Annotated in this window: 18 protein-coding genes and 1 pseudogene; 11 read left to right on the top strand and 8 right to left on the bottom strand. The window is 68.0% G+C overall.

Annotated elements, in window-relative coordinates; genetic code table 11:
• Nucleotides 1–16 precede the first annotated feature (16 nt).
• The 5 genes and pseudogenes from ACFQ50_RS15490 (at nucleotide 17) to ACFQ50_RS15470 (ending at nucleotide 3,342) form a co-directional block, all read left to right on the top strand.
• Nucleotides 17–1,876: an FAD-dependent oxidoreductase gene (locus ACFQ50_RS15490; RefSeq protein ID WP_377996486.1), complete on the top strand. Its 1,860-nt coding sequence runs from the start codon at nucleotides 17–19 to the stop codon at nucleotides 1,874–1,876.
• Nucleotides 1,873–2,061, top strand: a pseudogene (locus ACFQ50_RS15485) (type II 3-dehydroquinate dehydratase); the annotation flags it as partial. The gene ACFQ50_RS15490 and the pseudogene ACFQ50_RS15485, both read left to right, overlap by 4 nt.
• Nucleotides 1,979–2,350, top strand: coding sequence for a type II 3-dehydroquinate dehydratase (locus ACFQ50_RS15480; protein WP_377996541.1), 372 nt, complete (start codon nucleotides 1,979–1,981; stop codon nucleotides 2,348–2,350). The pseudogene ACFQ50_RS15485 and the gene ACFQ50_RS15480, both read left to right, overlap by 83 nt.
• A gap of 127 nt (nucleotides 2,351–2,477) precedes the next feature.
• Nucleotides 2,478–2,831 (top strand): ArsR/SmtB family transcription factor, encoded by a 354-nt coding sequence (locus ACFQ50_RS15475; protein ID WP_377996484.1) that lies wholly within the window; start codon nucleotides 2,478–2,480, stop codon nucleotides 2,829–2,831.
• Between the two features lie 13 nt (nucleotides 2,832–2,844).
• On the top strand, nucleotides 2,845–3,342 hold the full coding sequence (locus ACFQ50_RS15470) for an SRPBCC domain-containing protein (RefSeq protein ID WP_377996482.1): 498 nt from the start codon (nucleotides 2,845–2,847) through the stop codon (nucleotides 3,340–3,342).
• A gap of 90 nt (nucleotides 3,343–3,432) precedes the next feature.
• On the opposite strand, the gene ACFQ50_RS15465 is transcribed toward ACFQ50_RS15470, so the two are convergent.
• Nucleotides 3,433–3,585 (bottom strand): hypothetical protein, encoded by a 153-nt coding sequence (locus ACFQ50_RS15465; protein ID WP_377996543.1) that lies wholly within the window; start codon nucleotides 3,583–3,585, stop codon nucleotides 3,433–3,435.
• 405 nt (nucleotides 3,586–3,990) lie between these two features.
• Nucleotides 3,991–4,659, bottom strand: a complete 669-nt coding sequence (locus ACFQ50_RS15460; RefSeq protein ID WP_377996480.1) for a GntR family transcriptional regulator — start codon at nucleotides 4,657–4,659, stop codon at nucleotides 3,991–3,993.
• Between the two features lie 79 nt (nucleotides 4,660–4,738).
• Between ACFQ50_RS15460 and acnA the strand changes: the two genes are divergently transcribed.
• Nucleotides 4,739–7,363 carry an aconitate hydratase AcnA gene (gene acnA, locus ACFQ50_RS15455; RefSeq protein ID WP_377996478.1) on the top strand — a complete coding sequence of 875 codons (2,625 nt, stop codon included), beginning with the start codon at nucleotides 4,739–4,741 and terminating at the stop codon, nucleotides 7,361–7,363.
• Nucleotides 7,364–7,425: 62 nt separating this feature from the next.
• On the opposite strand, the gene ACFQ50_RS15450 is transcribed toward acnA, so the two are convergent.
• The 3 genes from ACFQ50_RS15450 to ACFQ50_RS15440 are packed head-to-tail and all read right to left on the bottom strand — an operon-like array spanning nucleotide 7,426 to nucleotide 11,796.
• The gene (locus tag ACFQ50_RS15450) at nucleotides 7,426–9,198 is read right to left on the bottom strand and encodes a biotin carboxylase N-terminal domain-containing protein (protein ID WP_377996476.1); all 1,773 of its coding nucleotides are present in this window, start codon (nucleotides 9,196–9,198) and stop codon (nucleotides 7,426–7,428) included.
• On the bottom strand, nucleotides 9,198–11,036 hold the full coding sequence (locus ACFQ50_RS15445) for a 5-oxoprolinase/urea amidolyase family protein (RefSeq protein ID WP_377996474.1): 1,839 nt from the start codon (nucleotides 11,034–11,036) through the stop codon (nucleotides 9,198–9,200). Before ACFQ50_RS15445 ends, ACFQ50_RS15450 begins: the two co-directional genes overlap by 1 nt.
• 1 nt (nucleotide 11,037) lies before the next feature.
• Nucleotides 11,038–11,796: a LamB/YcsF family protein gene (locus ACFQ50_RS15440; RefSeq protein WP_377996539.1), complete on the bottom strand. Its 759-nt coding sequence runs from the start codon at nucleotides 11,794–11,796 to the stop codon at nucleotides 11,038–11,040.
• A 104-nt stretch (nucleotides 11,797–11,900) separates the two neighbouring features.
• Here ACFQ50_RS15440 and ACFQ50_RS15435 point away from each other — a divergent pair, with 104 nt between their 5' ends.
• The 3 genes from ACFQ50_RS15435 (at nucleotide 11,901) to ACFQ50_RS15425 (ending at nucleotide 15,117) form a co-directional block, all read left to right on the top strand.
• Nucleotides 11,901–12,596 (top strand): GntR family transcriptional regulator, encoded by a 696-nt coding sequence (locus ACFQ50_RS15435; protein WP_377996472.1) that lies wholly within the window; start codon nucleotides 11,901–11,903, stop codon nucleotides 12,594–12,596.
• A 341-nt stretch (nucleotides 12,597–12,937) separates the two neighbouring features.
• Nucleotides 12,938–14,317, top strand: coding sequence for an MFS transporter (locus ACFQ50_RS15430; RefSeq protein ID WP_377996470.1), 1,380 nt, complete (start codon nucleotides 12,938–12,940; stop codon nucleotides 14,315–14,317).
• Nucleotides 14,314–15,117 carry a putative hydro-lyase gene (locus ACFQ50_RS15425; RefSeq protein ID WP_377996468.1) on the top strand — a complete coding sequence of 268 codons (804 nt, stop codon included), beginning with the start codon at nucleotides 14,314–14,316 and terminating at the stop codon, nucleotides 15,115–15,117. The genes ACFQ50_RS15430 and ACFQ50_RS15425 overlap by 4 nt, the downstream gene beginning before the upstream one ends.
• Here ACFQ50_RS15425 and ACFQ50_RS15420 read toward each other — a convergent pair.
• Complete coding sequence (locus ACFQ50_RS15420) at nucleotides 15,114–15,908, bottom strand: carbon-nitrogen hydrolase family protein (RefSeq protein ID WP_377996466.1); 795 nt, start codon at nucleotides 15,906–15,908, stop codon at nucleotides 15,114–15,116. The two genes, ACFQ50_RS15425 and ACFQ50_RS15420, sit on opposite strands and share 4 nt — an antisense overlap.
• A gap of 32 nt (nucleotides 15,909–15,940) precedes the next feature.
• On the opposite strand from ACFQ50_RS15420, the gene ACFQ50_RS15415 reads away from it, so the two are divergent.
• Nucleotides 15,941–16,597 carry a GntR family transcriptional regulator gene (locus tag ACFQ50_RS15415; RefSeq protein ID WP_377996464.1) on the top strand — a complete coding sequence of 219 codons (657 nt, stop codon included), beginning with the start codon at nucleotides 15,941–15,943 and terminating at the stop codon, nucleotides 16,595–16,597.
• 93 nt (nucleotides 16,598–16,690) lie between these two features.
• On the opposite strand, the gene ACFQ50_RS15410 is transcribed toward ACFQ50_RS15415, so the two are convergent.
• Complete coding sequence (locus ACFQ50_RS15410) at nucleotides 16,691–18,085, bottom strand: MFS transporter (protein WP_377996538.1); 1,395 nt, start codon at nucleotides 18,083–18,085, stop codon at nucleotides 16,691–16,693.
• Nucleotides 18,086–18,235: 150 nt separating this feature from the next.
• Between ACFQ50_RS15410 and ACFQ50_RS15405 the strand changes: the two genes are divergently transcribed.
• A complete protein-coding gene (locus ACFQ50_RS15405; RefSeq protein WP_377996462.1) occupies nucleotides 18,236–18,922 on the top strand; it encodes a DUF2848 domain-containing protein in 687 nt (228 codons plus the stop codon).
• A 71-nt stretch (nucleotides 18,923–18,993) separates the two neighbouring features.
• Here the strand turns inward: ACFQ50_RS15405 and ACFQ50_RS15400 are convergent, their stop codons facing one another.
• Nucleotides 18,994–19,806, bottom strand: coding sequence for a phosphatase PAP2 family protein (locus ACFQ50_RS15400; protein ID WP_377996536.1), 813 nt, complete (start codon nucleotides 19,804–19,806; stop codon nucleotides 18,994–18,996).
• Nucleotides 19,807–20,094: the final 288 nt, after the last annotated feature.

Raw genomic sequence — 20,094 nt, 5'->3', positions numbered from 1 at the left:
ACCACTGGAGCAAAAGATGACTTTCCCGACTGACGCAACAACCCCTTCCCCGGCCGGCGACGGCCTGCCGGCCGCCGACAACGGGCAGCCCACCCTGGACTGCGACGTCCTGGTGGTGGGCTCCGGCGCGGGCGGGCTGGCCGCCGCCGTGACGGCCGCGTACCACGGCCTGAAGGTTGTGGTGGTGGAAAAAGCGGACGTGTGCGGCGGTGCCACAGCCTGGTCCGGCGGCTGGGCCTGGACGCCGGGCAGCCCGCTGGCCAGGGCCGCCGGGGTCAGCGAGGACAAGGAGACCTTCCGCACCTACCTGCGCGGTGTCCTGGGAACCGACTACCAGGCCGACAGGGTGGACGCGTTCCTGGAGGCCGTGCCGCATATGGTGGGCTTCTTTCACCAGAAGACGTCGCTGCAGTTCGTTCCCGGTGACAGGATCAACGACGTCTACGGCGGGCTTCCCGGCGCCGGGACCGGTCACCGCTCCGTTGGCCCCAAGCCCCTGAACGCCAGGCGGATCCGTCCCGAGGTGCGCGCCAAGCTGCGGCACCAGCTGTATGAAACCTCGTTCCTGGGAATGGGCATTATGGCCGGACCGGACCTTGCCAAGTTCCTGTCCGCGTCGCGGGGCAATCCGCGCGGGCTCCTCCATGCAGGCTGGCGCTTCGGTCTTCACGTCCTGGATCTGCTGCTGCACCGGCGGAACATGCAGCTGGTCAACGGCACGGCACTCACCGGCCGGCTGCTGCAGTCCGCAGACCACTTCGGCGTGGACATCCGCGTCTCCACCCCGGCCCGCCGCCTGCTGGCCGACGGGAGCGGCAAGGTGACGGGCGCCGTCGTCGGAACCCCCGAAGGGGAGCTGCGGATCAACGCATCACGCGGTGTGGTCCTGGCCGCCGGAGGCTTCCCGCACGACGTGCAGCGCCGGAAGGAGCTGTTCCCGCACACGCCCACCGGGCACGAACACTGGACGCTGGCGCCCGCGGAGGCCAGGGGCGACGGCATCAGCCTGGGCCTGTCCGTGGGAGCACGCTTCAGGGCCGACGTGAAGTCCGCCGCGGCCTGGTGCCCGGTGTCGCTGGTGCCGTACCGCAGCGGCAGGACCGGCACCTTCCCGCACATCATGGACCGCGCCAAACCGGGCAGCATCGGCGTCCTGCGCAGCGGGAAGCGGTTCGTCAACGAGGCCAACGGGTACTACGACTACGTGGCGGCGATGCTCGAGGCCACGCCGCCGGGTGAACAGGCGGAGGCCTGGCAGATTGCCGATGCCCGCTTTGTGCGCCGTTTCCCGCTGGGCATGGCCAAGCCGCTGCCGGTGCCGCTCTTCCCCTACCTGCGTTCCGGCTATCTGAAGCGGGGCCGCACGCTGGAGGAGCTGGCCGCGAAATGCGGCATCGACCCCGCCGGACTGAAGGACACCGTGGAGCGGTTCAACCGCCACGCTGCCGCCGGCGCGGATCCGGACTTCGGCCGCGGCTCCACTGCCTTCAACCGCTACGGCGGTGACGCCGCGGTGAAGCCAAACCCGTCGCTGGGTCCCATCACGAAGGGTCCGTTCTACGCCGTGCGGGTGGTGCCGGGCAGCTTCGGCACGTTCGCCGGGCTTGATGTGGACGGCCGCTCCCGCGCCCTCGACGACCGCGGCCGGCCCATCCCGGGGCTGTACGTCGCCGGCAATGACCAGGCCAGCGTGATGGGCGGGCATTACCCCGCGGGCGGCATCAACCTCGGCCCGGCCCTGGCGTTCGGGTATGTCGCTGGCCGCGACCTGGCCGGCGCGGTGGAGTACGAGGATGACGGGACCGTACCCGCAGCCTCTGTAACCGTGGAACGCACCGTGCCCGCAACATCCGGCACCGGGGTGGGTGCCGCATGAGCGGCGGCATGCGCGTCGGTGTCCTGAACGGGCCGAACCTGAACCGGCTGGGCAAGCGCAAGCCGCAGTACGGCACCCGGACGCTGGCCGACATCACGGCCGATCTCGACGCCACGGCCGCGAGGCTGGGCACCACGCTTTTCCACTTCCAGTCCAACTACGAGGGAGCCCTGGTGGAGTGGCTCCACGAACACGGCGAAGGCGCTGGATGCCGTCATCCTGAACCCGGCCGGGCTGACGCCATATGGGCGCCCGCTGCTCGACGCACTGCTGGACACGGACCTGCCCGTCGCCGTCGTGCACATCTCGCAGCTCTACCGGCACTACGGCGACGACACCGCGGACCTCTTCCGGGCCACCGCGGACGTCTACGTCTGCGGGCTCGGCTGGCGCGGCTACAGCGCGTCCCTGGAGCGGCTGAACGAACTGCGGGAGGCGCAGATGCTGCGGGAGGCGGTCCAGATCGCGTCCTGATGGACGCCCGCGAGTCAGCCTACGGAGTGGTTCCCTGCAGGTGTTCCTGGCATCCCACGCTGTAGGCCTCGCGCAGCCAGATCCAAACCATTGACACACTCTCGTGAGCGCAATATCCTACAACCAAATGGTTGTAGATCAGCTTAGCGATGCCGAACTCGACCGCCTCTTCCAGGCGTTCGCGGACACCACCCGGCGGGACATCATGCGCCGGGTGACGGTGGGCCAGTATTCCGTGACCGGCCTGGCGGCCCTCTACGCCATGAGTTTTGCCGCCGTTCAAAAGCATGTGGCGGTGTTGGAGCGCGCCTCCCTGGTCACCAAGGAGAAGCGCGGACGGGAGCAGATCGTGCGGGGCAACCATGACGGCCTGGAGAAAGCCCGCCGGCTGCTCGACGAGTACGAGGCGATCTGGCGGCAGCGCGTCGCCCGGATCGCAGACATCCTCACTGAAGAACCAGACATCCGCACTGAAGAATAGGAAGGGTCCGGCAATGACGGTTATCAGTTCCACCAAGAATCCCGAGGCGCTCAGTTTCATCCTCGTGGCAGAGTTCGACGCCGACGTGAAGCGCGTCTGGCAGATCTGGGAAGACCCGCGGCAACTCGAGCGCTGGTGGGGCCCGCCCACCTGGCCGGCAACGTTCAGGCAGTACGAATTCACCCCCGGGGGAGAAGCCTCGTACTACATGACCGGCCCGGAGGGTGAGAAAGCCGGCGGCTGGTGGCGCATCACCGACATCCAGGCGCCCAACCGCCTCGAGTTTGACGACGGGTTCGCAGACGACAACGGCGCACCCGTCGCGGAGATGGGCACCACCCACGCCACCGTCACCCTGGAGGACATCGGCGGACGCACCCGGATGACGGTCCAGTCCGTTTTCGAGTCGGAAGAACAGATGAACAAGATGATCGCGATGGGCATGGAGGACGGCATGAAGGAGGCCGCCGGACAGATCGACGCCCTCCTGGCTGAGCACTCCAACGCTTAGTCGGCTGCCGCAGCTTAGACGCAAGAGGACGACGGCGGGAAGTTCCCGCCGTCGTCCTCTTTTGGTTTGTACTGCTTGGGTTTGTGCTGCCTAGAGGGTGTTCAGGCTGAGCGTGAAGGTGTTCGGGCCGCTGAGGGTGACGGCGACGTCACTCTTGTGTGCGTTGGCCCGGCTCGAAAAATCGTGCACCAGCGTCTCCAGCGTGTGGTCCACTGCAGAACGGTCCCAGATCTTGATCGTCATTGATTCAGTATTTTCGAAGGTCATTTCTCAGTGCTTTCGTGTCTGGGCAAGGCGCCAATGCGATGCCGCGGAACAGGACGGCCCAGGAACGCTCGGAGGCCTAGGGCAGCTCGACGAGCTCACCGGTTTGGCCTCATTGCGTCCACCAGGATTTTGTTTTTTTGGAACTTTGAACCCATCTAGGAAAGCGTGTTCCTATGTGGTTTCATTCCATCATGCACAGGCCGCCGAGGGCTTTTCAACCAATATGGCCCGAATCGGAGGGTGAGGTTTGACACACGCAGTCGGGGCGGTGCGTGGCAGGCGTGAGCGTCCCCACACCCAGCGCGAACTGGCAGATGATGCCCGCAAAATGTGGATTTGAGGGCATCATCTGCCAGTTCGCGCGGGCGCTGGTGGGAGCTGCTAGCCCTCTGCGAGGACGGCAATGGCGCGGCGGCCCAGGCTGCCCACGACGTGCCGCAGCATGATCTCGCGGGCCCGGACGGCGTCACCGGCCACGACGGCGTCGGCGATCTCGATGTGTTCTTCGCGGACACGCTTGCGGTCCTTCGCCGAGTCCTTCTGGCTTTGCAGCCCGATCTGGCGGTAACGGTCGGCCCTGTCCCACAGGCCTTCGAGGATCCCGATGAGCAGGGGGTTGTGCGAGGCCCTGTAGACCGCGCGGTGGAATTCGCGGTGCGCCGTCATGGCATCCAGGTCCGCGGCGTCGCGCAGCGGCGTCAGCTGCTTCAGCGCCGCCTGGATGGCCTCGATGTCAGCGGGGGTCCGGCTCTCCGCCGCCAGCCCGGCGGCCAGGGGGTCCAGGTTCTCCCGGAGGACGTACAGGTCCCGCGCTTCGTCTGCGGTGAGGGCGGCGACCCGGGCATCACGGTGGGACTCAAGCTGCACGAGCCCCTCCGCAGCCAGCCGGCGGAGAGCCTCGCGCAGGGGAGTGGTGCTGACACCGATCTCATGCGCGAGCTGGGCCTGGCTGAGCACCGACCCGTGGGAGATCTCCCCGGTCAGGATCCGGCGGCGCAGCTCTTCGTAGGCATAGTCGCTCTTGGTCAGTGCTACGGCCGGGTGGATCACTGTTTGCTCCTCTCGGATGGTTCCTGCTGTTATAGGTTATAACCTATAACAATCGCGTGCCTTGTCAGAAGGATTGCCCATGAGTGCTGCCGCCGCCGGCTCCGACCCCTGCATTGCCAGCCTCTCCGTCAACGGCGAGGTCCTGCAGGCTGTGGACATCGAACGTGCCGTCGGCGCCGGGTTCGCCCGGCTGCCCGTGGTGTTGCGGCTGCTGGCGGAAAACGTGCAGCGGAACATGGCCGGACAGGAGCGCGAGCAGGCCACGGATGCCCTGCGGAACTGGCTGGCCACAGGCAGCAGCACGGCCGAGATCGAGTTCCTGCCCACGCGTGTGCTGATGCACGACACCACCAGCACGCCGGCGCTGGTGGACATTGCGGCCATGCGCGACACCCTCGCCGAGTCCGGTGCGGACCCCATGGCGCTGAACCCGCTGCTGCGCGTCGACGTTTCCATCGACCATTCCCTGGCGGTGGAGGAATACGGGCGCTCCGATGCCGCGGCACGGAACATCAAGCACGAGATCCGCCGGAACCGGGAACGCTACCAGTTCCTCAAATGGGCGTCGAAGGCCATGAACGGCGTGCACATCAACCCTCCCGGCACGGGCATCATGCACACGATCAACCTGGAGCAGCTGGCCACCGTGGTGTCCGTCGTCGAAAAGGACGGGGTTCGATGGGCAGTGCCGGACATGATGGTGGGCACGGACAGCCACACCCCGATGATCAACGGCCTCGGTGTCCTGGGCTGGGGCGTCGGCGGTCTGGAAGCACAGACGGTGATGTTCGGGATGCCTGCCACGCTGCGCATACCCGACGTCGTCGGCGTCCGCCTGATCGGCGAGCTGGCCGCAGGCACCCTGGCAACCGACCTGGCCCTGGCCGTCACCCAGAGGCTGCGCGACGTAGGCGTCACGGGGGAGTTCGTCGAGTTCTTCGGCCCCGGCGTGTCCACGCTGACCGTGGGAGAGCGGGCCGTCGTCGCGAACATGGCGCCCGAGTACGGCGCCACCACCGGATACTTCCCGATCGACGGGCACGTCCTGGACTATCTCGCCGGCACCGGGCGCAGCGCCGAACAGACGCGGCTGGTCGAGGCGTACGCCCGGCAGGCGGGCCTCTGGTTCGACCCTTCCGCAACGCCGGTCTACACGAGGATCGTCGACGTCGACCTCTCCGCCGTCGCGATGCATGCCGCCGGCCCGCGCCGTCCCCAGGACCTCCTGCCCTACCGCGGCATCCGCAAAGCACTGGAGAAGGAGGCAGGCCCCGCCAAGGCAGGCGGCGGTGTCATGCCTGACTTCCCCGTGGCACTGGCCGCCATCACCAGCTGCACCAACACCTCAGACCCGCGCCTGCTCATCGCTGCCGGTCTGCTCGCCCGCAACGCCCGCAGCCGCGGACTCACCGTGCCGGACTGGGTCAAGACCTCGCTTGCCCCGGGCTCACCGGCGGCCGCCAGCTACCTCAGGCGTGCCGGACTCATCGATGACCTCGCCTCCGTGGGGTTCGACATCGTCGGGTTCGGCTGCACCACCTGCATCGGCAACCCCGGCCCCCTGACGCCGGTGATCGCCAAGGCCCAGGCCCACGGCGTGAGCGAACCAGTGGCCATCCTGTCCGGAAACCGCAATTTCCCGGGCCGCGTGCACCCCGACGTCGAGCTCAGTTTCATCATGTCGCCCCCGCTGGTGGTGGCCTTCGCGCTGGCCGGCGATGCCAAGTTGGACCTCAGCGAGGAGCCCGTGCGGCACGCGGCGGACGGCGCTCCCGTCTACCTCAGGGACCTCTGGCCGTCCCGCGATGAGATTGATGCCTTCGTGGCCAAGGCCAACGACCCCGCCGACTTCCGCCGGGACTTTGCCATCGCCAGCCGTGACCCCCAGTGGAAGCGCGTGGAAGCGCCGGACGGGGCGCAGTACCCGTGGGATGACGCGTCCACCATCCTCCGCCGCCCCCCGTTCGCATCCCTGACCGAGGGCAGCCTGCTGGGGGAATTCACCGCACATCCGCTCCTGGTGCTGGGCGATGACATCACCACCGACCACATCTCTCCGGCGAGTGCCATCCCGCCCGCCAGCGGCGTTGCCGACTTCCTGGTGGACAGGGGAGAGGCCCGCACTGACCTCAACGTGTTCGCCTCCCGCCGCGGCAACTGGGAGGTCATGGTCCGCGGCGCCTTCCACAACAAGTCGCTCAGGAACCTCCTGCAGCCTGAGGCGCCGGTGGCGCACACCGTCCACGCGCCGTCGAACGAAACGCTGCCCATCTGGGACGCCGCCCTGCGGTACCGGGATGCCGGCGACTCCGTGGTCTTGGTTGCCGGGGAGCGGTACGGCATGGGCTCGTCCCGGGACTGGGCCGCGAAGGCCCAGCGGCTGCTGGGCGTCCGTGCGGTCATCGCCGCCAGTTTTGAACGGATCCACCGCTCCAACCTCATCGGCATGGGCATCCTTCCGCTCGTTATGCCCGCGGACATGAGGGCCAAGCTCCTCAGCCTCGCGCCGGGCGACCGGATCGCGCTCGACGCCCCCGAGGGACGCATCCACCCCCGCGCCGGGATCGCCGCGGCGATCGTGCGCGCGGACGGTAGCCGGGAACCGTTCACGGCCACCGCCGCGGTGGAGACGGGGCTGGAATGCGACCTCCTCGCCGTCGGCGGCGTCATCCCCATGATCCTGCGCAGGACGCTGGGTTCCTAAAGCAGAAGAACGACGGCGGGAGGTCCCGCCGTCGTCCTTCGTTGCGTTAGCGGATAAGCGGCTCAGCCGATAAGCGCCAGGACCGAGCCGGCGGTGACCACGTCGCCGGCTCCGGCGGCGACGCCGGACAGGACGCCGTCCCGGTGGGCGGGGACATTGGTTTCCATCTTCATCGCCTCCAGGACCACCACGGGATCACCGGCGGTCACGTCGGTGCCCGGTTCCACGAGCCACTTCACCACGGTGCCGCTCATGGCGGCGCGGAGTTCTGCCGGGTCAGGCACACTGCCGTCCGGGGAACCGCCGTCGGACGAGCCGGCGGCTGGCGCAGCCGAGAGTCCGCCGGGAAGCCCCTGGCCTGAGCGCGCCCAGCCGTCCAGCAGGTCCGCAGGAAGCCCGACGGCGAGCCGGCGGCCGTCCACGTCTACCGTGATGGTGCGCCTGCTGCCTTCGGGGCCGGTGGTGGAGTAATCCGGATCGGCCGGGATGCTGTCCGCGAAGTCCGTCTCAATCCAGCGGGTATGGACGTCCAGGCCGGTCTCGGAGGTGAAGTCCGGGGCCACTACCACCGCGCGGTGGAACGGCAGGACGGTGGCCACGCCGGTGATGCCGATCTCGGCCAGGGCGCGGCGGGCACGCCGCAGCGCCTGCTGGCGGTCGGCCCCGGTGACGATCAGCTTGGCCAGGAGCGAGTCGAACTGCGGTGCCACGAAGGAGCCGGAGCGGACTCCGGTGTCCAGTCGGATGCCGGGGCCGGTGGGTGCGGTGAACTCACTGACGGTGCCGGGGGAGGGCAGGAAGCCGCGCCCCACGTCTTCGGCGTTGATTCTGAATTCGAAGGCATGGCCGCGCGGGGCAGGATCGTCGGTGAAGCGGAGCCGTTCCCCGGCGGCGATCCGGAACTGCTCCTGGACCAGGTCGATCCCCGTGGTTTCTTCGGTGATGGGGTGTTCCACCTGCAGCCGCGTGTTCACCTCGAGGAAGGCGACGGTGCCGTCGACGGCGACCAGGAACTCCACCGTCCCGGCACCCGAGTAGCCGGCTTCCCGGCAAACTGCCTTGGCGGCGTCGTAAATCTGCGTCCGCTGCCCGTCGCTGAGGAACGGCGCGGGGGCCTCCTCCACCAGCTTCTGGTGGCGGCGCTGCAGGGAGCAGTCCCGGGTTCCGACGACGACGACGTTGCCGTGCGTATCGGCCAGCACCTGTGCTTCGACGTGGCGCGGCCGGTCCAGGTAGCGCTCCACGAAGCATTCGCCGCGGCCGAACGCGGCCACCGCCTCGCGCACGGCGGAGTCGAAGGCTTCCTCGACCTCCTCCATGTTCCGGACCACCTTCAGGCCGCGGCCGCCGCCGCCGAAGGCTGCCTTGATGGCAATCGGGAGCCCGTGCTCCGCCGCGAAGGCGCGGGCCTCGGCAGCGGATTCCACGGGTCCGTCACTGCCGGCCACCAGCGGGGCGCCGGCGCGGACGGCGATCTCGCGTGCCGTGATCTTGTTGCCGAGCTGGCGGATGGCGTCCGGCGACGGCCCGATCCACGCGAGTCCGGCGTCCAGCACGGCCTGGGCGAATTCCGCGTTCTCGGACAGGAATCCGTAGCCGGGATGGACCGCATCGGCCCCGGAAGCGGCTGCGGCGCCGAGGAGCTTGCCGATGTTCAGGTAGGTGTCCGCCGGTGAGTTGCCGCCAAGGCTGAAGGCCTCGTCCGCGGCGGCGACGTGCATGGCGTCCGCGTCGATGTCTGCATACACGGCCACGGAGGCCAGCTGTGCGTCGTCGCAGGCCCGGGCGATCCGGACGGCGATTTCGCCGCGGTTGGCGATGAGGACCTTGTGCATCAGTTGCTCGCTTTTCGTTGTGGAGTCTGTTCGTGTGAAGTCTCTTCGGGGGCGCCGGCTTCAGGGGCGCCGGCGTGGGCGGCAGATCCGGGGTCGATCCGGAAACGGATGTGTCCGCCGATCGGGACCTGGGCGGCCAGGTCGAGCTGGTGGTCCACCACCACGCCGATCACCGGGTAGCCGCCCGTGATGGGATGGTCGGCGAGGAAGAGGACGGGCAGGCCCTCCGGCGGCATCTGGATGGCACCCGCCACCGTTCCCTCGCTGGGCAGCTCGCCGGTGCGGCTGCGCTCCAGGGGCGTTCCCTGCAGCCTCATGCCCACGCGGTTGGACTCCGGCTTGACGGTCCAGTCCTGGGCGCACAGGGAGTCGATCGCGGCCTGGTCGAACCAGTCCGCGCGCGGGCCCGGGACAATGTCCAGCACGGTGACCCCGCCGCTCGGATAGTCAGGCTGGATTTCCGGGCTGCCCACAACGCCGGACTCGGCCGCACCGCCGGACGGCAGCACCTGCCCGGCCGCCAGCGGCTTCGGCCCGATGCCGGACATCGTGTCCGTGGACCGGCTGCCCAGCACGGCCGGGACATCGACGCCGCCGCGGATAGCCACGTAACTGCGGAAGCCGGCGTCGGGAATTCCGATGGTGAGGATTTCGCCGTCCAGGAGGGCGAACGGCGCGGCCACCGGGACGGTGCGCTGCCGGTCTTCTGCACCGCCGGTTTCCGGCGCGCCGGGGGAGGCCGACGGCGTCACGACAGTGAGTGCCGACGGCGCCCCCGCAACGGCCAGGACCTGGTCGCCGATGGCCTGGACCCTGAGCCCGCCGGAGACGGACTCGACGGCGGCGGCCGACGGCGCGTTCCCGACAAGGCGGTTCGCCCTGCGGAGCGAGGCCCGGTCCAGCGCCCCGGCGGCGGAGACGCCGAGGGCCGAATGCCCCTGCCGGCCAAGGTCCTCGATGAGGCTGTGGATTCCGGGTGACAGGACGCGAAGGCCCGACGTCGTTGCCGGGGACGGCTGCCGGCCGCCGGTTTGGTAGCTGTCCTGGGATACACCGGCGGAGGGCTCAGTGGCCAGCTGGACCACGTCGCGGACGGCGCGGAACTGAACCCGGTGCCCGGGGCTGGCCAGGGCGGGTTCGGGGCGGTCGAGGTCCCACATCTTCGCTCCGGTGCGGCCGATCAGCTGCCAGCCTCCCGGCGACTTTCGCGGGTAGACGGCGGAGTAGTTACCGGCCAGGGCTACCGATCCTGCCGGGACCGCGGTGCGCGGGGAACTCCGGCGCGGAACTTCCAGGGCCCGGTTTTCGCCCACCATGTACCCGAAGCCGGGGGCGAAGCCCGCGAAGGCAACGGTCCAGACCTGGCCGGTGTGGGCGGCGATCACGCCGTCGGCACCGAGGCCGGTCAGCGTCCCCACTTCGGCGAGATCCTCGCCGTCGTACACGGTGTCAATGACCACCAGGCCGCCGGACTGCTCGGCCGGTGCCGTGAGGTCCAGCTCCAGGAGGGCCTGGCCGATCCGCCGGGCAGCGGCGGGGGAATCGGCCCGGACCATGACGGTTTCGGCGGCGGCCAGGACGTCCTGCTGGCCCGGCAGCGGGGCATCGAGAAGCGCGGCCTGCAGGGCGAGCACGTCCTGCGTGCCGGATACTTCGGCGAGGACCGTGCGCGTTCCCACGGGGCGCACCGAGCGGACCCTGTTCGGGCGGGCCGGGCTTGGGGTCACGGTGCCGGAAGGAGCGCTTTCCGGGCGGGCGTCCGGGGCGGACCCGCCGGATGGCGCGGAGGGCGTGCCAGCGTTGGTGTTTGCCATCGGGTCCTGGATCCGTCGCTTCATGCTAGACGAAGGCCTTGATGGTGATGCCGGCGGCGTCGAGCGCGCGCTTCACGGCCACGGCCATGGCCACCGCGCCCGGGGAATCCCCGTGGACACAGACTGATTCGGCGTTGATCAACAGGTCCGAACCGTCGATCGCGCTGATGGCCGCCCCGGTGGTCATCTGCAGGACGCGGGCGGCAACCGCTTCCGGGTCCTCAAGCACAGAACCGGGCTGGGAGCGCGAGGTCATGGTGCCGTCCGGGTTGTAGGCGCGGTCCGCGAACGCCTCTGAGACGGGGCGGAGCCCGGCTGCCTCCGCGAGCCGCAGCACCTCGGACCCGGGCAGGCCAAGGATGGGAAGGGCAGGATCCACCGACTTCACCGCGTCCACCACAGCCCGTGCCTGGGCGGTGTTGTGGACGATCGCGTTGTAGAGGCCGCCATGCGGCTTCACGTAGCGGACGTTGGTGCCGGCCGCTGCGGCCAGCGCCTGCAGCGCGCCGATCTGGTAGACGACGTCGTCGGCCAGTTCCCGCGGGTCGACGTCCATGTACCGGCGGCCGAATCCGGCCAGGTCGCGGTAGCCCACATGGGCCCCGACCACCACGCCGGCCTTGGCGGCCGCCTCGCAAGTTTTCCGGATGACGCTGGGATCGCCGGCGTGGAATCCGCAGGCGACATTGGCGCTAGATACGGATGCCATCATGGCGGCGTCGTCTCCGAGGCTCCATCGCCCGAAGGATTCACCGACGTCGCTGTTCAAATCTATTGCGTGCATTGTGATCCTCATCTCAACTCGTCCTTAGACAAGGATGCACCCTTCAGCAGAAATGTTCAACAATTCAACAATCCGAATGTGGTTGGTTCGTGTAAATTCGGTGTATGGCCACAGGAAATCTGCATGACTCAACGGTGGGGGCAGTATCCGGCGCCGCCCGGCTGCGCGTCGCTGTGCCCTCGGTGGCCACCCGCGTGGCGAGCGAACTCCGGCTCCAGATTGCGGAAGGTGCACTTCTGCCCGGGGCGAAGCTGAAGGAAGAAGCACTTTCCGAGGAGCTTGGGGTCTCACGCAACACGGTGCGCGAGGCGTTTGCCGAACTTGCCAGCGAGCGGCTTGTGGTCCGCCAGCCCAACCGCGGCGTCTTTGTGGCGAGTCTCGAGGCCAGCGATATCCATGACGTGTATGCCGTCCGGCGCGCCATCGAAGTCAGTGCCGTGCGGGGTGGCGGCAGTGCCGAAAGCATTGCGGCCGTGCGCGGTGCCGTGGAAGAAGGCAAGCGCGCGGCCGAGGCCGGCGACAGCGAAGGGCTTGGCAGTGCCAACCAGCATTTTCACGGTGCCCTCGTGGCCATGGCCGGCAGCGAGCGACTCAATATCATCATGTCGCAGGTGCTGGCCGAGATGAGGCTGTTCTTCCACAAGGCCTCCATTGACGGCGGTTTCTACCAGGACTACCTGCAGGAGAACGAGCAGATCTGCAAGGCGCTGGAGGCTGGGGAGTACGAGCGCGCCGCCGAGCGCCTCCTCGCCTACCTCGACCGGTCCGAAGAACACCAGACTGCCGTCCACGCGTCCTAGCCGACCTTCTTCACCTTGCGCTGCGCATGAAGCGCGAACGCACACTTGAGCCCCGCTGCGGTGGGTCTCAACTGTGCGTTCGCGCTTAACTGGCGCACCTCTCCCTGCCGCCTGGCGGCACGAGCCCCTTGACCGTGTGATCTGCGTCGCGTAGATTGTTCAACACGTTCTGGATTGTTCTACATTTCCACAATCCAACAGAATGCTCGCTTTCGGCGGCTGCCGGGGAAGCCGCCAACCAGCCTCAGTGCCCGGACCTGACAATGCCGCAGGGCTGGGACTGGCGCACCAGCGCATCCGTAGCAACACGGATGGCATCCACACTCTTTCTGGAGGAACAAATGGCCAATCAATCCGCAATGGCCTCCGCAGGTAGCAGGCCCGCCGTCGGGCGCAAGGACATGTACAAAGCGTTCGCGGCCAGCCTCACCGGGACCGCCCTGGAGTTCTACGACTTCGCGGTCTACTCTGCCGCTGCCGCCATCGTCTTCCCGCTGATCTTCTTCCCGGCGTCGGACCCGGTGACCGGCACGCTGCTGGCGTTCTCGACCTACGCGGTGGGCTACATTTCCCGGCCGGTCGGCGGCATCATCTTCGGCCGGCTCGGTGATGAGATCGGCCGCAAGAAGATCCTGGTTGTCACCCTGATGCTGATCGGTGTGGCCACCTTCCTCATCGGCCTGCTGCCCACCTACGGCACGATCGGCATCATGGCCCCGGCTATCCTCGTCTTCCTGCGGTTCGCGCAGGGCGTGGGAGTCGGCGGCGAATGGGGCGGCGCCGTCCTGCTGTCCAGCGAATTCGGGGAACCCAGCCGGCGCGGTTTCTGGGCCTCCGCGGCGCAGATCGGGCCGCCGGCCGGCAACCTCCTGGCCAACGGTGCGCTCGCCGTCCTTACCCTGACCCTGTCCGAGCAGGCATTCCTGGACTACGGCTGGCGGATTGCCTTCCTGATCTCTGCACTCCTGGTGGCCTTCGGACTGTGGATCCGCCTGAAGCTTGAAGACACCCCCATCTTCAAGGCCATGGAAGCCCGCGGCGAGCAGCCCAAGGCCCCCATCCGGGAACTCCTCACCACCCAGCGCCGTCCCCTCCTGGCCGCCATGCTCAGCCGCATCGGCCCGGACGTCACCTACGCGCTCTGCACGGTCTTCACCCTGACCTACGGCATCCAGGAACTCGGCTTTGACCGCGGTCAGGTGCTCCTCGCCGTCCTCATCGGCTCAGGCCTGCAGCTCTTCACCATGCCGCTCGCGGGCGCCATCTCCGACCGGATCAACCGGCGCCTCGTCTACGGCATCGCTGCAGTCGCCGCCGCTGTCTGGGGCTACCTGTTCTTCATCGTGCTGGAAGGCCGTTCCCCGGTGATGCTCGTGGTGGGCACGGTGCTCGGCCTGCTGTGTCACTCCTTCATGTACGGCCCGCAGGCCGCGTTCGTCGTCGAGCAGTTCTCCCCGCGGCTCCGCTCCACCGGCAGCTCCCTGGCCTACACCTTTGCCGGCATCATCGGCGGCGCCATCGCACCGTTCATGTTCACCCTGCTGCAGAGCACCTTCCACAGCTGGGTCCCGGTGGCCATCTACCTCAGCGTTGCCTGCCTGCTGACCGTGGTGGGCCTGGCACTCGGACGCGACTCCAATGTTGCCGAGGACGAGGAATACCTGCGGGCGTCGGCCGAAGTTGCCGATAGCCCAGAGGTTGCTGAAGGCACAGTCCGATGACGCAGGCGAACGCGCTCCTGGGGCCGGCCGAGGCACGCCGGCAGTTCCGCGACGGGCTGGTCACACCAACCTCCGGCTGGAGCGACGGTTACACGCAGGCCAACCTCATCGCCGTGACGGCGGACTACGCCGACGAGTTCCTCGAATTCTGCCGGCTCAACCCCAAGGCCTGCCCCGTCGTCGACGTCATTCCCGCGGGTAAGTACGAAAGTGCCCTGGCCCCGGGGTCGGACATCCGCACCGACATCCCCGCCTACCGGGTGTGGAAGGACGGTGTGCTGGCCGCCGAGGTCCCGGACGTCCGCCCGCTCTGGCGCGATGACATGGTGGGCGTGCTCATCGGCTGCAGCTTCACGTTCGAGGCCGCGCTGGCAAAGGAAGGTATCCCGCTCCGGCACACCGAGACGGGCCGCAACGTCCCGATGTACCGCACGAACGTCGAATGCACCCCGGCAGGGCGGATCCACGGCCCCATGGTGGTCTCAATGCGCCCGATGCCGGCTGAACTGGTGGACACCGCCATCCGGGTCACCGCCGAGGTGCCCAAGGTTCACGGCGCGCCGGTCCACGTCGGATCACCCGGGGAGCTCGGCATCGCCGACATTTCCTGCCCGGACTTCGGCGATGCCGTGGACATCCGGCCCGGCGAAGTGCCCGTGTTCTGGGCCTGCGGCGTCACCCCGCAGAGCGCAGTGATGGCGTCCAAGCCGGCCTTCGCTATCAGCCATGCTCCCGGACACATGTTCATCACGGACGTCCCGGAGAGCAGGTACCGGGAGCCGGCAGGGCGGCAGGACTAGAAGCTCCGTGCGTTGGCCAGCACGGGAAGCTTTCCGCGGACGTCCGGGATGACGGAGGTATCGACGTCGACCACGGCCAGTTCCGGTTCGCCGCCCAGCGCCACCAGCGCGGATCCCAGCGGCGACACCACCGCACTGTGGCCGATCCCGGTGGGCGCAGCGCCGGCGGACGGCAGCCCCAGGGTTGCCGGATCACCCTGGCCGCAGGCCACCACAAAGGTGGTGCTGTCCACGGCCCGGGCACGGACCAGCAGGTCCCACTGCTCCGCCTTGCCTTCGCCGGCACCCCAGGACGCGCAGACGATGTTGATGGCGGCGCCGGCCCTGGCGTTGGCCGTGAACAGTGCAGGGAAGCGGACGTCGTAGCAGGTGGCCAGGCCGATGGTGGTGCCGCCGACCTCGAAGGTCACCGGCGCCGTTCCCGCATCCACCGAATCGGACTCGGCGAACCCGAACGCGTCAAAGAGGTGGATCTTGTCATAGGACGTGTCGAGCCCTGGGCCGGTGACCAGAAGTGTGTTCTTTACCCGGCCGCCGTCGCCGGGCGTGAACATGCCAACCACGACGGCGATGTCCAGCTCCCGGGCCATGGCCCGTACCGCCGTGGCCCACGGCCCGTCCAGCGGTTCGGCGATGTCGGCCAGCGGATTGCCGAAGGCGCGCATGGCCGCCTCGGGGAATACCACCAGCTCGGCGCCGGCCGCCTTTGCCCGCCTGGCGTAGTCTCGGATCAGCCCGAGGTTGGCCGCAAGGTCGGCGCCGGTGACGATCTGGGCAACTGCTAAACGCATGGATCTGCTTCTCTCTGTTGTATACCTGATGTATGCGAAAAAGTTCGGGGACGGCGGCGTCCGGCCGGGAGAAGGCGTACGCCTACCTCCGTGAAAACATCCTGACCGACCCGGAAATGCAGGGCCGCTTCCTCAACGAGCAGGAGCTGGCCGCAGAAATCGGAGTATCCCGCACCCCCGTCCGCGAGGCCCTGCTGCTGCTGGTCTCCGACGGGCTGGTGGAACTCATCCCGCAGCGCGGGGCCTATGTTCCGCCGGTGACGGGCCGCGAAATCTCGGAACTGATGGAACTGCGCGGCGTGCTGGAAAGCCACGCCGCCCGCCTCGTCATCGAGCACGGAAGCGTGCCGGCGGACAAGATGCAGGACACCCTCGACCAGCAGTCCAGGCTGCCCGAAGGCCAGGGTGCGGAAGCCGCCCAGGAGTTCATCCGGCTGGACACCCTCTTCCACCAGCAGCTCATCGACGCCGCCGGCAACGAGCTGATCTCCCGGACCTACAGCAAGCTGCACGTCCGGCAGGTCGTCGTCGGGGTTTCCGCCCTGTTCCGGACCGGAGGCCGGCGCGAGCAGGTGTGCACCGAACACCAGGACATCCTCGATGCCCTGGTGTCCGGAGACGCGGCGAAGGCGCAGGAGGCCATCGACCATCACCTGGCCGTCACCCGCGACATCCTGCTCCGCACCTGATCCCGCACCTGATGGAGTTTTTGTCCAGCTAATGGGACTTCCGAGGCCTTTAGCGGCCAATATCTGGACAAAAACTCGCAACCGTCAGTAGGACTAGACCGCTCCGGACTGCTGGCGGGCTGACGTGGAACCTTCCAGGAGCAGCCGGTAATCCAGGTCCTCCACGGCGTCGTTGTCCCGGCCGAGGGCCAGTCCCACCACGGTGACCGCTGAAGCCACGGCCACGTAGATGGCCACCGGAATCCAGGTCCCGAACTGGGCGAGCAGCACCGTGAACAGGAGGGGTGCGATGGCGCCGCCGATCACGCCCGCGAAGGTGTAGGCCAGCGAACTGCCGGTGGACCGGAGCCGCGGGGAGAACTGTTCCACGATGAAGGCCGCCTGCGGGCCGTACATGAAGGAGTGCGCCATGAGGCCAAGGACGATGCCGATGATCAGCATCGGCTGGTTGTTTCCGCCCAGGACGCCGAAGAAGACGAACGTCCACACAGCGCCCACCACAGCGCCGACCCCGTAGACCAGGCGGCGGTTGAAGCGGTCGGAGACGGCGCCGGCCAGTGGGATCATGAACAGCTGGAAGGCTGAACCGATAAGGACGGCGGTGAGGACCTGGTTGCGCTGGTAGCCAAGGACCTGAATGCCGTAGGTGAGCGTGAAGACGGTGAACAGGGCGTACAGGACGTCAGGTCCCACGCGGCACAGGATGGCGGCGATCAGTGGACGGAGCTCCTTGCTGAAGACCTCGCGGACGGGGGCATGCGGCTGTTCGCCGTGCGCCTCGATGGCCTTGAAGATGGGGGTGTCCTCCAGCTTCAGCCGGATCCAGAGGCCGAAACCGACCAGCACAGCCGAGACCAGGAACGCGATGCGCCAGCCGAAGCTCAGGAACTGCTCCTCGGTGAGCGCGACGGTCAGCACGGCAAGGGCGCCGTTGGCCAGCAGGTTGCCGGCGGGCGGGCCCACCTGGGCCGCGGAGGCCCAGAAGCCGCGGCGGTGCGGGTCTCCGTACTCGCTGGAGAGCAGGACGGCGCCGCCCCATTCGCCGCCCACGCCCACGCCCTGCGCGAACCGCAGCAGGACCAGGAGGATTCCGGCCGTGGCGCCGATGTTGGCGTAGCCGGGCAGCACGCCGATGAGAACCGTGGCCACGCCGATGATCATCAGGGTGGTCACCAGGACCTTCTTGCGGCCGATGCGGTCCCCGAGCCGGCCGAAGATGATGCCGCCGACCGGGCGGGAAACATAGCCGACGGCGTAGGTCGAGAAGGCGAGGACCGTCCCGGTCAAGGGATCGGTCGCCGGGAAGAAGACGACCGGAAATACGACGGCGGCCGCCGCCGAGTAGACGGCGAAGTCGTACCACTCGAGGGCGGTGCCGGTGAGGCTGGCGGCGAAGGCCTTGTACAGGCCCTTGGGGTGAACTGTCGGGTGCGGGGTGGCATGCGGATGCGGCGTGGTGCCGGGACCCGGAACTGGAGCGTTGGCCATGGTGTTGTCCTCCACGAGGTTTTTCTAGTGACGCCTGTCACGCTGGCGTTAAATGTATACATTACGCATACTGGATGTACATTGGCGACCGTTTCCGGTTTCCGGTTTGTAAAAATTTCTGCAGCAGCAAATGCAAAGGATGGATCCACGATGACGACGCTGAGCTTCGAACTACCGGACGGCCGCACGCAGGATGTGGAGGTCAGGCACCTCCTGAATGCCGGCTACGCGGGGCGTGAGCAGGATGAAGTCCAGGCCCATATCGCTGAGCTCGCTGAACTTGGCGTTCCGGGCCCGGCCACTACTCCCGCCCTGTATCCAGTGTCCCCCTATCTGGCCCAGCAGGTATCGGAAGTCCAGGTGCAGCATGAGCGGACCTCCGGGGAAGCCGAGTGGGCCCTGGTCATCACCGCGGACGGTGTGCTGCTCACCGTCGCCTGCGACCACACGGACCGCGCGCTGGAGGTGCACGGTGTTGCGTGGAGCAAGAACGCGAGCCCGGACGTCCTGGGCCGCAAGGCCTGGCGGCTCGATGACGTGCGAGACCACCTGGACCGGATCACCCTCAGGGCCTGGGTGGGGGAGGGCGACACCCCCGACACCCTCATCCAGGACAGCTCGCTGGAAGCCCTGCTGACCCCCGACTACTGGCTGGACGTCCTCACCGAGCGGGGCCTCAACGCCCCCGGAACGGTGCTCATCTCCGGCACCGTGGCGATGACCGGCGGCGTAAACCAGTTCGCCCGCAGCTGGAAGGTGGAGATGGCCGATCCCGTGACCGGAACCTCCGTGGACGTCCAGTACGTCGTGGAACAGATGGCCGAGCCGATCGGCTGACGATCCGGGCAGGCGTCCACAAGAACAGAGAAACGGACGACGGCGGGAAGCACCCGCCGTCGTCCGTCACCTTAAGCGCGTCCCGCCTTGGGTGCCGCTCCCGCCGGAATCTGCCCGCTCGCCCTCTTCTTCCGAACTGTCAGGTAAAGCCTGTGGGCGGTGATCACGAGTGCCAGCCACGCCGCGCCGAGCGCCCACGCGGCGAGAACGTCGGTGAGCCAGTGGTGGCCTAGGTACACCCTGCTCAGGCCCATGGCCGCGGCGAAAACCGCGGCGGCCGCGCCGGCGAGAACGCGGCTCCGGGCCGTCTTTAGCCGCAGGATGATCAGGTAGGCCACGATTCCCGCGATCACCACCGCATTCAGGGAATGGCAGCTGGGGAACGAGGCCGAATGCTCGTAGGGCGGTACGGCGTCGCTGAGGTCCGGGCGGGTGCGGCCGATCAGCCGCTTTCCGGCGATGGTCATCAGAAGCGACCCCAGGCCCGCCGTGACGATCAGGATGACAGGCGTCCAGGACCGTCGGCGAAATGCCAGTATGCCCATCACTGTCAGGGCGAGGATCGGCATCCCGATGGTTCCGCCCACGTCCGTGAAGGCCGTGATGGCCACGTCCAGGCCGGGGGAGCGCAGGCTCTTGCCGGCTGCCAGCACCGGATGGTCCAGGCCGGCCACCCCGTCGGCGCGGACCACGGACTCGTAAACTTCGGCAAAGGCCGCGGTCAGCACGGCTGCGGCCACCGCGCCCACCAGCAGCGTCAGTACCAGGGCCCCGTGCGGACCCAGGATCTGGCTGATCCGCTGGACTCCGTCGACCAAAAGCCGGCCGAACCGGCTCTGCCAGCGAGTGAGATCCTTGCCGCCGACGGATGTGTCCTGGCGCAGCTCGCCGCGCACGCCTGTTTGCGGCGTTCCCTGTTTGTCAGTCAGCGGTCCGCCGGGCAGCGGCCTGTCCGTCAATGGCTTGTCAGTCAACGGTTCGTCAGGCAATTCGGGGTCCTGTCCCTCGTCGGTGGCACCGCACTCAGCAGCAAGGCATTTAGTAAGCAAGCTTACTGCTTGTTGCCCTGAGCCGTCCACGGGAACAGCCGTCCACGGGAACAGAAAACGCGGACGACGGCGGGAAGCACCCCCCGTCGTGCGCGTTACACTGCCGGTTTGTAAGCGCCGCTT

Origin of the sequence: Arthrobacter sp. NPDC056493 (assembly GCF_042795115.1) — a bacterium.
Taxonomy (GTDB): Bacteria; Actinomycetota; Actinomycetes; order Actinomycetales; family Micrococcaceae; genus Arthrobacter.
The sequence above is the reverse complement of the archived record's forward strand: the minus strand, read 5'-3'. Positions and strand labels throughout refer to the sequence as shown.

Excerpts from the sequence above, each read along its gene's own strand:
- ACFQ50_RS15470 (WP_377996482.1), top strand. The coding sequence starts at position 2,845 with ATGACGGTTATCAGTTCCACCAAGAATCCCGAGGCGCTCAGTTTCATC.
- ACFQ50_RS15475 (WP_377996484.1), top strand. The coding sequence starts at position 2,478 with ATGGTTGTAGATCAGCTTAGCGATGCCGAACTCGACCGCCTCTTCCAG.
- ACFQ50_RS15435 (WP_377996472.1), top strand. The coding sequence starts at position 11,901 with ATGGCCACAGGAAATCTGCATGACTCAACGGTGGGGGCAGTATCCGGC.
- ACFQ50_RS15490 (WP_377996486.1), top strand. The coding sequence starts at position 17 with ATGACTTTCCCGACTGACGCAACAACCCCTTCCCCGGCCGGCGACGGC.
- ACFQ50_RS15445 (WP_377996474.1), bottom strand. The coding sequence starts at position 11,036 with ATGAAGCGACGGATCCAGGACCCGATGGCAAACACCAACGCTGGCACG.
- ACFQ50_RS15425 (WP_377996468.1), top strand. The coding sequence starts at position 14,314 with ATGACGCAGGCGAACGCGCTCCTGGGGCCGGCCGAGGCACGCCGGCAG.
- ACFQ50_RS15440 (WP_377996539.1), bottom strand. The coding sequence starts at position 11,796 with ATGCACGCAATAGATTTGAACAGCGACGTCGGTGAATCCTTCGGGCGA.
- ACFQ50_RS15450 (WP_377996476.1), bottom strand. The coding sequence starts at position 9,198 with ATGCACAAGGTCCTCATCGCCAACCGCGGCGAAATCGCCGTCCGGATC.
- ACFQ50_RS15415 (WP_377996464.1), top strand. The coding sequence starts at position 15,941 with ATGCGAAAAAGTTCGGGGACGGCGGCGTCCGGCCGGGAGAAGGCGTAC.
- ACFQ50_RS15410 (WP_377996538.1), bottom strand. The coding sequence starts at position 18,085 with ATGGCCAACGCTCCAGTTCCGGGTCCCGGCACCACGCCGCATCCGCAT.
- acnA (WP_377996478.1), top strand. The coding sequence starts at position 4,739 with ATGAGTGCTGCCGCCGCCGGCTCCGACCCCTGCATTGCCAGCCTCTCC.
- ACFQ50_RS15465 (WP_377996543.1), bottom strand. The coding sequence starts at position 3,585 with ATGACGATCAAGATCTGGGACCGTTCTGCAGTGGACCACACGCTGGAG.
- ACFQ50_RS15430 (WP_377996470.1), top strand. The coding sequence starts at position 12,938 with ATGGCCAATCAATCCGCAATGGCCTCCGCAGGTAGCAGGCCCGCCGTC.
- ACFQ50_RS15405 (WP_377996462.1), top strand. The coding sequence starts at position 18,236 with ATGACGACGCTGAGCTTCGAACTACCGGACGGCCGCACGCAGGATGTG.
- ACFQ50_RS15420 (WP_377996466.1), bottom strand. The coding sequence starts at position 15,908 with ATGCGTTTAGCAGTTGCCCAGATCGTCACCGGCGCCGACCTTGCGGCC.